Below are 12,942 nucleotides of genomic sequence, written 5' to 3' on the forward strand. Positions count from 1 at the left end.
GCAAGTAGTCCGAATAGATAAGGACTACGGGGGCCAATGCCTTTGCCTAAAGTGCTCATCTTCGCTAGTCGATAAGGCGTGTAGGCGCTCCAACCTGGGGCGTGATTGCGCGGGAAGGGAGTTCCAGCGACGGTCACATTTCAGGAACCAACCGGTCGGCGTCGAAACGAAAACAACAGCCAGAAGTTTTTTGTGCGTGGTTGCGAGCCAGCGTGGAGCCGCTCCCCGGCGCACACGCAAACAAGTTGGAACGGAGTCGTATCCTTCCCGCAATCTGTTCCGCTTGAAACATCGTCCTCCTTTATTCGAAGGTGCCCGGAATGACCCGCATCAACACGAACGTCAGTTCGCTCAACGCTCAAAAGACTTTGGCCCGTTCCAATGTTCAATTGCAAGAAGCTCTCACCCGGTTGAGCACGGGTTTGCGCATCAATAAGGGTAAGGACGACCCGGCCGGCTTGATCGCCAGCGAAGTTTTGCGGAGCGACATCATCAGCACGCAGCGCGCCGTGACGAACAGCGAGCGCGCGAATCAATTGATCGCCACGGCCGACAGCGCCTTGGGGCAGGTCAGCGCGTTGTTGAACGACATTCGCGGTTTGGTGTCGGAAGCCGCCAACGAAGGCGCCTTGAGCACGGATCAAATCGCCGCCAACCAGTTGCAGATCGACTCGTCCTTGGAAGCCATCGACCGGATCGCCCAGATCACGTCGTTCCAAGGCAAGCGTCTCCTGGACGGCAGCTTGGACTTCATCACCACCGGCGTCGACGTGACGCAGATCCAAGGCCTGAAGATTGACCAGGCCAACTTCGGCACGCAGAACTCGATCGGCGTGACGGTGCAAGTTGTGCAGCAAGCCGCCCGCGGCTCGTTGAACTTCAACTTCGGCGCCATCTCGACGGACGTGTCGTTGCAAATCGGCGGTAAGAACGGCGCGGAAGCGTTCAACTTCGCCCAAGGCAGCACCATCGAGGAAATCGCCACCGCGGTGAACCTTGTCTCGGACGCGACGGGCGTGCAGGCCACGGTCGAACAAGAAGCCACGCAAGGCGCCATCACCGCTTCGAGCTTCGGCACCGACAACGACGTGCTGATTCAAGCGGACACCGCCGGTGAGGAAGAAGGCGACATCCGCGTCAAATACAGCAAAGGCGATTCGACTGGCACGGTCGCCGTGTACACCGCCGCCACGGGCAATTCGCCGGCCACGTTAGACGTGCAGTTGCAGACGCGTGCGTACGAATCCGCCGTCGCCACGGTGAACGACTCGGACTCGGCTCCGACCGACGCCGTGTACCGCTTGGTGCAAGCGGGTGCCAACAACGACCTCGACTTGACCATCACGAGTGACGGCAGCATCGGCGCCGGCATCACGGTCAGCTTGAACAACGCGGCCACGTTGGCCGCCGGCACGAACTACAACGCCACGACCAAGACGTTGACGATCGGCACGTCGGACCAGGCCAGCGCCACCGCTTTGGCCGCCAATGCTCCGGCCGTGATCAATGCCCTGACCGGTATTGAAATCCAGGTCAGCCTGGCCGTGGCTTCCACGGATACGACGGGCGGCACGAACTCGGGTGCTGGCGCCAATGCGACGGCCACGAATATCGGCTATGCAACGACCGAAGGTCGCGGCACCTCGGACAACGCTTTGACCTACACGGCTACGATTAAGGGCGCCCAGTTCAACAACGCGACAGTCAACTACGTCAACGACGCGTTGCTGGACAACGGCGTGGCGCTGACCGCCGGCAACGAGCGGATCACGTACAATCACGACGCCCAGAAGTCATCGGCCTCGATCAATACGTCGATCGCCAACACGGACTTGATTATCACGGCCGACCAGGCGGGGGCTGCTTACAACAACGTGCAGGTGTTGTTCACCGACAGCGGCGCCGTCACGGGCAACGCGGCCACGGCGACCTACAACGCCTCGGCCAAGACGTTGACGCTGGATATCGACGGCGGCACGACGGACGCCAATGCGGTGTTGGCGGCCATCAACACGGAAGGCACGTTTGCCGCCACGTTGGATACGACCGCGGGCGCCAATACGGGCGCTGGCGTGCTGACGGCTGCTGAAATCGCCGCCCGCGGCGGACGCTTCGGCAACACCGGCTACTCCGGCGGCGACGCCGGTACGCTGTACGTCTATGTACAGGAAGGCCGGTCGACGGCCAACAACATCATCACGTCGCTCGGCGCCGTGGGAAATGCCGCCGCTGGCGAGTTGTTCTCGGTCGCACGCACGGTCGACAACGACGGCTCGGGCGTGGTGGCCAGCGGCACGTTCTCCAACGTGTTCCAAGACGGCGTGACCGGTGGCGACGTGATCGCCACGGCCAACGACGTGGTTGACGCCATCAACGATAACGCCACCGCGGCGGCGCTGTTGACCGCACAGAAGAGCGCCGAAGACACTGGATTCGGCACGGTGTCCGAGTTCGTCGAGTCGAGCTACTACGGCACGGCATCGGCCAACAATCGCCTCCAGTTCCTCGGTCCCGAGGATTCCCGGAATATTCGCTTCGTGGCAAATTCCGGTCAGGCCTTGGGAGTCGATCTGATTACCGATCCGCAAGTCACGGCTCAGTCGAAGACCACCCTGACTTCAGCCAACGCGAATGCCAGCCTGGTGTTCTCCGCCGTGGCCGCTGGCAAGTCCTTCGACGACTACGCGATTCGCTTCCGCGCCGCCGCCACGGGCGCCCAGGATCGGGTCACGTACGACGAAGAGACGACGGCCGCGACGGCCGACTTGAACCTCACGGGCACGAATAACAACCTGCGGATCACGTCGACGGAGCGCGGCGAGGACTTCAACGACGTAAATGTCGTGCTGACGGCCTCGCTGACGACCGGCACGGCCACGGCGGCTTACGACGCCAGCTCCAAGACGCTGACGTTGAATATCCGCTCGGACAACTCGACGACCGGTGCGCAGCTCCAAGCGGCCATCAACACGGAAGGCACCTTCTCGGCTGCGGCCAACTACGCCAACCGCACCGGCGACACGGAAGCCGCGAACACGTTGGCCGGCACGATCGCGGCCACGAACGCCTCGGCGACGTTGGCCGACACGGGCAGCACCGGCGGACACAACGGCAGCCTGACGTTTTATGTCGCGAACGGCACGACTGCTGAACAAGTTCGCTCGTTGTTGCAGAACGACGCTTATGCGAACAAGACCTTCTTCGCCACGCACTACCAGGGGAGCACCGGGGCCGGCACGATTGACTTCGCGACCGACAACAATAAGCTCTACACCTCGGGCGGCATCGCGTCGGAAGGAACATTGATCGTCAACTTGGAGACGAACGCCAATGGCGTCGTCCAGACGACGGCCAACGACCTGATCGAGTACTTCGATGACGCCGCCAATAGTGCGACGCTCGCTTCGCTGGGCATCAGCATCAGCAACGCCGAAGGCAGCAACGGCACCGGCAAGTTGGCCGCCACGCTCGAGGACGCGGATCTGGAATTCGCGACCACGGGCACCGAGACGATTAATAGCAATGCCAGCCTGACCACCAGTGCCGTGAACGGACTGGCGGCCAGCATCACGCTGACTGCGGTCCTGCAAGGCGAGGCGTACAACGGCGTCACGGTCGCCTTCAACAACAATCCGCTGTTGACTGGCGGCGGCGACGAAGGGGTCAGCTATGACGCGCTGAGCAAGGTGCTCACCGTTGATGTCAAAGCCGGCGTCTCGACGGCCCAGCATGTCATCGACGCCATCAACGCCGACACGGAAGTGAGCGAGTTGTTCACCGCCGCGGCGGCCGGGGCAGGCACGGGCTTCGTCACCATCTTCGACACGGGCACGTCCTCGGGTGGCACGACGACCGACGGCGAACCCGCCGGCACGGCACTGCTCGGAAACTCGGATCTGTCCGACACCGGTTTGACCTTCCAGTCCACGACCTACGGATCTGACGCGTTCGTGTCCGTGAAGGCCTTGGGATCGAATCCGTTTGTCCTGACGGACGCGGACGGCGAAGTCGCCGAACGTTCCGTCGGAACCGACATCTTGGCCCGTATCAACGGTATCCAGGCTGTCGGCCAGGGCTTGAAGGCGTCCATCAACACCTCGTCGTTGGACATCTCCTTCAACATCGCGGACACGGTTGAGAACGACACGACGATTCAGTTCGAGATCACCGGCGGCGGCGCCCAGTTCCAGTTAGGCCCGGACGTGGTTTCCAACCAGCAAGTGCGGTTGGGCATCGCCGGCGTCAACACGGCGACGATCGGCGGCGTCAACGGCAAGTTGTTCGAGCTTCGCTCCGGTGGCGCGAAGTCGCTGGGCAACAACGTGAACGGTGCGGCCGCCGTTATCGACGAAGTGATCACCGCGATCACCAGCCTTCGCGGTCGGTTGGGCGCCTTCCAGAAGACGACGCTCGAAACCAACATCATCACGTTGAACGACACGTTGGAAGCCCTCACCGAGGCCGAAAGCTCGATCCGCGACGCTGACTTCGCCGCGGAAAGTGCTCGCCTCACGCGGGCTCAGATTCTGGTGCAATCCGGCACGGCGGTGTTGTCGATCGCCAACCAGAATCCGCAAAACGCTTTGTCCCTGCTGCGGTAAGCGTTCTCGTAACGCCCCGCGAAGGGTTGCTATAGGGGCCGCCGATCTCGAACCTAGTTCGAGGTCGGCGGCTTTTTTTAATTGAGTCCCCACTTCCGGTGATACGTTCCGGAAAGCCGGCAGACTTTCGCTCAATTACCCCGGCGTTCGCGACCGAATTCATCCGAAGAGGACGCATTCTTTTGCGGACCCGCGGGCTTGCGCTTCATGGGCAGAATCAATTCCAACGTCGGCCTGATCACGGGCATCAGTATCACGGACACGGTCAATCAGCTCCTTGCGCTGGCGGCCAAGCCCCGGGATATGGTGCAAGCCCGTACCGATAAGTTCAAGGCCGAACAAGTCGCCGTGACGCAGCTCACGGCGCTGCTGCTCAGCACGCAGGTGAACGCCAAGAAGCTCGGCGACGCGGCGCTCTACGACCAGAAAACGGTGCAGAGCCTCGACGCGGCGACGCTCAAGGTGACGGCGAACGGCGAGCCTTCGCTCGGCACGTACCAGTTCACGCCGCTCCAACAGGTGCAGGCGCAGCAACTGCTCAGTGACGGCGTTGCCAGCGATACCGCGCCGCTGGGCGAAGGCAAGGTCACGTTCCGTTTCGGCGGCTTTATTAACGCGGATAGCAGCTTGGCGTTGCTCAACGGCGGCGAGGGCCTGGCTCGCGGCAAGATTCGCATCACCGATCGCTCAGGGGTTTCCACCGAGATCGATTTGCGTTACGCGCAAACGGTTGATGACGTATTGAATGCGATCAATAGCACGTCGACGATCAATGTTCGCGCGCAAGTGAGTGGCGATGCCATTCAACTCGTCGATCAAACGGGACAGACGACGTCGAATCTTAAGGTGCAGGAAATCGGCAGCGGCAAGACTGCCGCGTCGCTGGGGATCGCCGCGATCGATTCGAGCACAGGAACCGCGACCGGTTCGGACGTGCTTAAGCTGTTCGGCAAGGTGTCGCTCGACCGGCTGAATGGGCCGAACGGCGTTCGGTTTGACGAAGTACTGCCTGATATCGAAGTCAAGTTTCGCGACGGCAGCACGTCGCATATCGACTTCAAGCACTTGCCGCGCTCGAACGACGAAGAAGACAAGCCGGCGAATGAGCAAACGCTGGAAGACGTGCTCGCGACCATCAACGCCGTTGCGCCGGACAAGTTACGCGCGGAGATCGCGCCGGATGGCGATCGGTTGCTGCTGACGGATTTAACCGAGGGCGGGCATGCGTTCAAGCTCTCTTCGGAATTCAACTCGAAGGCCATCGCCGATTTGGGGCTTGATGGCGCGTCGGACGCCGGCGTGATTACGGGCCGACGATTGCTCGGCGGGTTGAAGTCGACGTTGCTCAGTACGCTCGACGGCGGGCGCGGCGTGGGCGAGTTGGGCGCCGTGAATCTGACGGATCGCTCCGGCGCGCAGGCCACGGTGAATCTCGCCGGCGCTGAAAGCGTGGATGATGTAATCGCTCGCATCAACGCGGCGGGCGTCGGTATCCAAGCCAGCGTGAATGCGGCGCGGAATGGCATTCAACTCAGCGATACGACGGGGCTCACCGCCGGCAAATTGATTGTGGCCAGCGGAGACGACAAGGGAACGGCCGAAAAATTGAAGCTGGCGATCGACGCGGAAGCGTCGCAGCGCAATTCCGGCAGTCTCAGTGCGCAAACACTTGGCGCCGCGACGAGGCTCTCGTCGTTGAACGGCGGCAAGGGAGTGGCCGACGGTTTGATTCGCATTACCGACGCCCGGGGCGGCACGCGCACCGTGGGTATCGCGAGCGCGACGATCCAAACGGTTGGCGATTTGATCGAGACGATCAACAACCAGGGACTGGATATCGAGGCGCGCCTCAACGACGCGGGGGACGGCGTGCTGCTGGTCTCCACCAATGCGTCGAACGGCAGCATTCGCGTGCAGGATTTGAACTCCACGGCGGCGGCCGATTTGCATATCGCCGGACAGTCGGCGGTGACGACCATCGGCACCGTGGAAAAGCAGGCCATCAACGGTACGACGACGTTCGAGATTGCGCTCAATCAGGAAATGTCATTGGCCGACCTGGTCGATGAAATCAACACCAAGAAGGTCGGCGTCGCGGCCGGCAAGTTCAACGACGGCGGCGCGCTGAATCCTTTTCATCTGACGCTGCTCAGTCAACGCCCCGGCCGCGCCGGCGAGTTGATGATCGACACGTCGGAACTGGGGCTGCGATTCGAGGAATCGTCGGCGGCGCAAGACGCGAAGCTGCTATTGGGCGCGCCGAGCGCCACCGGCGTGGGCCCGATCGTCACCGGCACGTCGAATGTGTTCAAAGACGTGGTGCCAGGTTTGACCCTGGAGGCGCTCAACACCTCGGACACGGCGGTGACCGTCACCGTCAATGGCACGAACGAGCCGATCATCGCGGCCGCGCAGGCGTTCGTTGACTCGTACAACGCCTTGCACAAGAAGCTGAAGGAAGTCACCGCCTACAACACCGAAACACAAAAAGGCGGCATTCTGCTGGGCGACAGCTCAGCGTTGCACATTGATACTGACTTTGCGTCGCTGTTGAGCGGCCGCGTGTTCGGCGTGGGTGATATCCAGTCGCTCGAGGAAGTCGGCCTGGAGTTGAAAGACGACGGCACGCTCTCACTCGACAAAGACAAGCTGCGCGCGCGCCAAACTGAGTCGCCCGAAGGCGTTCAGGCGTTCTTTCAGACGAAGGACTTGGGGCTGGCCGCGAAGATCGACAAGTTGATCGAAGGTTTGGCCGGAGAAGACGACTCGATCCTCGTCAACCGCGCGGCGGCGCTGGAACGCAAGATTCAGGTCAACGATCAGCGCGTGAAGTTTTTCAACGAGTTTTTGACGCGCAAGCGAGACGTGTTGTTGAATCAGTTCTACACGTTGGAATCGACGATTGCCAAGATTCAAGCGAATACGAATGCACTGGGGGCGCTCAATGCCCTCGCCAATCCCACGGCATGACGCCGCCCCTAACGTAGATTCATGGAGAGAAGTTGCAGATGCAAGCCAACGCGCGCGAAAACTATCTGGCCACGGAAGTCATGACCGCCCCGCCGCAGAAGCTGCAATTGCTCCTGATCGAAGGGGCGATGCGTTTTTGCAACCTGGCGCTGGCCCGTTGGGAGCAAGGAGATCAGGAAGCGGCGGGCGAAGCGCTGACCCGCGCGCAAGGCGTGATCACGGAATTGATCGCCGGCGTGCGTCCAGAGCACAATCGCGAGCTGGCGCGCAAGGCGACGAGCATCTATCTCTACTTGTTCCGCACGCTGGTTGACGCGCATATGCGGCACGATGCGCAAATGGTGCAAGACGCCATGCGCGTGCTGGAGATTGAACGCGGCACCTGGCAGGAAGTCTGCCGCCGTCTGGCCGGCACAACGCCGCCGCCGGTGGAAATGCCTGCCGAGGACTATACGCCGCTGGGCGATTTGTCGGCGTAGGGACGAGACGCGAGTGCATTGGGTTGTGCGACGGCGGGCCGGCACCGTCATGCATGCGCAAGTGTGCGTCTGTAGGTCGTGCTCGAAACGAACAGGTTGTATGCCATTGCGCTGGCCCGCCCTACGGCGTCGCGCTATTCCGACATGCGCCGCGATACTTGAACTTCGGCGCTGTACATCGACGCCGGGTCGCCGCGTTCGGCCAGTGTTTCGTGGAGCGTAGCGATTGTGCGCGGCGCAAGCTCGGCAGAGACTTCGGCGTCGCCGAATTGGATTTTCACTGGTTCGTCCAGGTTGACCAACTCATCGTTCAAGCGCACGGTGATGCGGCGCACGTCGTCGGCTTTAATGCGCACGGATTGGCCGTCGATGTCGGCGGTGATCTCCGCGCCGCCTTTCGCCTGGCCGTCGCGCAAGGCTAGCCAAAAGAAGCGGTCGTGCGTGACGTCGTCTTGCTTCCAGACGACGCGTTTTGGGAACGGATTGCGCGTGAACTTGGCCATCCATGGTAGCGCCATCGCGTCTTCGCCGTCCATCCAGTGGCCTTTGCCGGCGTAGATCTTCACGAGATGTTCGTAGCCGGACGGGTCGGCCGTGCGCAGATCGGCGAGTTTCTTTTCCCACTCGGCGGCGACTTGATTGCGATTGTAAGCAGCGTCGTCGCCGCCCATTTGCAGGATGAACGGCAGATTGCGAAGCCCCAGGGGCGAGGTCTCATTGGGATGTCCCGCCATCATTGCGGCCGCCGCGAGTCGATCAGCCATCCGCGGCGCGAGCTGAAACACGCCGTCGCCGCCGGCGGAATAGCCGAGGATGTAGACGCGATTCGGGTCGACGTCGGCGAACACGATCAGGTTTTCGATCAGGCGATCGAAAATGCGATCGATGTGTTCCTCGTGCCAAAGGTTCCACGTGTTCGTCGGCGCGCGGGGCGCGAGATATACGCCCTCTTCAATCTTGTAGAGCTTCTTCTGGTTTTCCCACTGCCGATCGTTGACGCGTGGCGGAGCGTTCCCACCGCCATGCATCGAGATATAGAGGCTGCGGCCGTTTGCAGGCTTGTCGCCGAACGTCTCATAGAAGAACGGCATCTTCAATTCGCCGTCTGGCAGTTCGCGCTTGTCCATTTCCTCGGCGCGGGTCTTGAGAATCCATTGGCGATGGTCCTCACGCAGCAACTCAGCGGCGGCTTCAGCGCCGGCCTTCGTCAGCGGCGCTTTGGCGAACGGTTGTTCTTCGAGCTTGGGGCGCATCGCGCGATCTTGTTTCAAAAAGGCTTCGAGCAATTGCACCGCGCCGCTCGATGCGGCCTCGCTGAGCTCGTTCGCAGCCGGGGGATTTTCTTCGATCAACAGCGTGACGAGTTGATCGGCCTTTTCGGCGGTCACTTCGTCGCTGCCGCACAGGTTCCCGGCCACCGCTGCGACCTTGAGCCGCGTTCCCAATGCCACGGGCATGGCGATGTGATCGTTGGCGTCGAATCGCTCGTCGTTCGAACCGCCGACGAATAGCGTTGCGCCAGCTGCGTTTGTGATTCGCAAAGTCGTCGCGACGCGCGCGTTTGTCGACTTATTCACCGCGCGGAACAACAGCCGGACCATGCCTTCGGGCAGCGGCGCTCCTTTGTCCGTGTAGCGGTCGGTGACGTTGACGGCCGAGACGTAGTCTGCGCCGCGCGCCCAGATCAACGGGAACTTCTGATCAGTGCGCCGATAACTTACGGCGTAGATGGCGTGCAGCGGATCGTCCCGCAAGGCTTGCGATGCGCGATCGATGAACCACGACTTGTTCAGGTCATCGCCGTTCGCCTCGCAGGCGCCGGTGAAGTGCCAGCCGTTGTCCCAGATCTCGACCCAGGTGTGATTGCCGCTGTTGTCGGTCCAACGCGGCGTGCCGACGACGCGGGCCGGGATGGCCAGCGCGCGGCAGGCGTCGACCAACAGTACCGACAATCCTGTGCAAGAGGCTTTGCCGGATTCGATCGACTCGTAGGGACTCTGATCCGCTTTCCGCCGCGCGGTGCTGTATTGCACCTTCACGAGCGGAAACACCTGCTGGTTCAGCGTTGCCGCCGCTTTGCCGGGCGACTCGATGCCGGCGATCAGCGGCTTGAATCGCTCATAGAAGTCTTTGCGCCAATCGTCGCGGCGCTCGTTGATGTTCGCATACGGCAGAATCTCGTTGAAGAACACGTCGTCCGGCAGTCGGTCCTTCCAGGGAGCTTCGTCGCGGGCTTGATAGGCATAGCGCACGTTCGAGGTCAAGAATTCCGCCGTGAGGCTCGTAAGATCGCGCTCTGGCATGTGCGCGACGAGGAAACGCATGCCCGGTTGCTGGTCCGTCGGGACTCCAGCCAACGCTTGCTCGATCTGGCTGCGGTTTTCGCCGGCGCGTTCGAGGGCCGTGTCGATCAGAGGTTGCAGTGCGTCCTCGGCGACGGACGTTTGCACCAGGCACAACGCGCAGACCATCCACGCGGCGAGTACACGAATCAAGGCAGGCATGGCGGGACCTCGGGCAGGGAGTGGCGTAGCCGGATCGCCACATTGTAACGCGGCGGGCGACGGCGGCGAACTCCCTCGTCGAGGTGATGCGGCTAGCTGGCCGCTTCGGGGGCGATCACGTCGATCACCGGATTTGCCTTCCGCTCCGTTGCGGCGGGGAAGCGGCGGCCGCCGGTGCCGGGCACCAGCATCGGGCTGGGCGAGTTCTGTTCGATGATTTCCCGAAGTTCCGTGGCGTCGATGACTTCCTTTTCGATCAATCGCGCCGCCAATCCATCCAGGGCCGGGCGACGGACTTCGAGGATATTGCGCACGCGTTCGATTGCTTCGTCGATGATCCGCTTCACTTCCTCGTCGATTTCGCGGGCGGTGCGTTCGCTGTGACTACGTTCGCGGGGGCCGTCGGAACCGCTCAGGAATGCGGATCGCCCGCTTTCTCGGTAGTTTACGCGGCCCAGCCGGCTCATGCCGAAGTCCATCACCATGCTGCGGGCCAGTTCACTGGCGCGTTCCAGATCGTTCTGCGCACCGGTGGAGACGTCGCTAAAGACGATTTCCTCGGCAATGGTTCCGGCCAGCAAGACTTGGATACGGCTTTCCAATTCGCCTTGGGTCATCAAGTAGCGATCTCCTTCGGGCCGCTGCAGCATATACCCGAGCGCCGCCAGGCCGCGAGGAATGATTGAGACCTTATGTACGGGATCCGTGTTCGGCAGGCTGTAGGCCACGAGGGCATGGCCGCTCTCGTGATGCGCGACGCGCTGCTTTTCGTGTTCGTGGATGATCCGCTGTTTCTTTTCGAGTCCGGCGGTGACGCGTTCCACGCCTTCGTTGAATTCGTCCATACCGACGGCGCTCTTGCTTTTGCGGGCCGCCAGCAGCGCTGCTTCGTTGACGAGGTTCGCCAAATCCGCGCCGACGAAGCCGGAAGTGATCGCGGCGACTTCGCGCAGTTTGACCGTCGAGTCGAGTTTCACGTTCTGCACATGCACTTCGAGAATCTTTTCGCGCCCGCGGACGTCGGGGCGATCGACGAGGACGTGCCGATCGAAGCGGCCTGGTCGCAATAGTGCCGGATCGAGCGTTTCGGGGCGATTCGTGGCCGCCATTACGATCACGCCGCTGTTCGTGTCGAAGCCGTCCATTTGTACGAGCAAGGCATTGAGCGTTTGTTCCCGCTCGTCATGGCCGCCCACGACGCCGGAGCCGCGTGTTTTGCCGAGGGCGTCTAATTCGTCGATGAAAATGATGCAGGGCGCCTTCGCTTCCGCTTGTTGGAACATGTCGCGCACGCGGGCGGCGCCCACGCCGACGAACATCTCGACGAAGTCCGAACCGGACAAACTGAAGAAGGGGACGCCTGCTTCGCCGGCGATTGCCTTGGCGAGCAACGTCTTGCCGGTGCCTGGAGGGCCGACCAGGAGGATGCCCTTAGGAATGCGTCCGCCGAGCACCTGGTACTTTTCCGGCGTGCGGAGGAATTCTACGACTTCGCGGAGTTCCTCGACCGCTTCGTCGATGCCGGCCACGTCCTCGAACGAGATGCCGATGTCTTCCTGGGCGTACATCTTGCCACGGCTGCGTCCGAAGGCCATCGGCGAGCCGGCGCCTCCGAGCTTGCGCATCAGCAGGTAGACCATCAGGCAGATGATGCCGCACAGCACCAACAGATTGAGCGGTCCGCGCCAGACCGGGGGATCTCCTTCGGCGTTAAAGACGAAGTTCTTTTCTCTCAAGAGCGTGATCAACTTGCCGTCATCGTCAGCCAGTCCACGGCGGTTAGACTTGAATGTGACCGCTGAGTCGCGTTTGATGGTGCCGTCGGGCTTGGCGGGGCGGAGTTGGTCTCGATCGATAACTCCGGTGACTTCCCCTTCGCCGATCATCAGCTCGCGCAGATTGCTGTAGCGATAGGTGTGCTCTCCCGCTGCATCGGTGACCACGATATACGGCATGTCCGCCGGCAATGGCGTTTCAGGCGTCGCGACCGCGGCCGGGGTGGCCGCCGGCGCCGTCGTTTTTTCCGCGACTTTTTCTGGCGGCGGTCCTTGTTCGATCAGTCGCCAGAGATCGCTGTACTGGATTTCCGCGTGCTGGCGGCTGTTCAGCAGGGTGACCGCGACGGTCATCGTGATGCCGACGGCCAGCAGGTACCAAACCACGTTCCCGTTGACGTTGTTGTTCTTGCGTTCACTCTGCTTGCCGGAATTGCCGTTTTCTTTCATGGAACCACAAAGTTGCTAAGTTCGAACGGGGCGAGGCGAACCTCCACATTTCGGAGTTCGCCGGGCGGTTAGAATTGCGGTAACTCCTATCGTAGGGACGCATCTTCGCTCGAACAACAATCGAGTTCCCGCATTCCCCCCTTAGTGCCTGTCGCGCAAGGAG

At 61.8% G+C, this 12,942-nt stretch carries 5 protein-coding genes; 3 read left to right on the top strand and 2 right to left on the bottom strand.

What is annotated here, in order from left to right:
• The first annotated feature begins 320 nt into the window (after nucleotides 1–320).
• The 3 genes from SGJ19_17045 (at nucleotide 321) to fliS (ending at nucleotide 8,050) form a co-directional block, all read left to right on the top strand.
• Entirely contained in the window at nucleotides 321–4,601 is a 4,281-nt protein-coding gene (locus SGJ19_17045; protein MDZ4781957.1) for a flagellin, read from the top strand.
• A gap of 207 nt (nucleotides 4,602–4,808) precedes the next feature.
• Complete coding sequence (gene fliD, locus SGJ19_17050; GenBank protein MDZ4781958.1) at nucleotides 4,809–7,571, top strand: flagellar filament capping protein FliD; 2,763 nt, start codon at nucleotides 4,809–4,811, stop codon at nucleotides 7,569–7,571.
• Nucleotides 7,572–7,609: 38 nt separating this feature from the next.
• On the top strand, nucleotides 7,610–8,050 hold the full coding sequence (gene fliS, locus SGJ19_17055) for a flagellar export chaperone FliS (GenBank protein ID MDZ4781959.1): 441 nt from the start codon (nucleotides 7,610–7,612) through the stop codon (nucleotides 8,048–8,050).
• Nucleotides 8,051–8,184: 134 nt separating this feature from the next.
• On the opposite strand, the gene SGJ19_17060 is transcribed toward fliS, so the two are convergent.
• Both SGJ19_17060 and ftsH read right to left on the bottom strand, forming a co-directional pair.
• Nucleotides 8,185–10,554, bottom strand: coding sequence for a transglutaminase domain-containing protein (locus SGJ19_17060; GenBank protein ID MDZ4781960.1), 2,370 nt, complete (start codon nucleotides 10,552–10,554; stop codon nucleotides 8,185–8,187).
• A gap of 92 nt (nucleotides 10,555–10,646) precedes the next feature.
• Nucleotides 10,647–12,779 (bottom strand): ATP-dependent zinc metalloprotease FtsH, encoded by a 2,133-nt coding sequence (ftsH, locus tag SGJ19_17065; GenBank protein ID MDZ4781961.1) that lies wholly within the window; start codon nucleotides 12,777–12,779, stop codon nucleotides 10,647–10,649.
• Nucleotides 12,780–12,942: the final 163 nt, after the last annotated feature.

This window comes from Planctomycetia bacterium (assembly GCA_034440135.1).
Lineage (GTDB): Bacteria > Planctomycetota > Planctomycetia > Pirellulales > JALHLM01 > JALHLM01.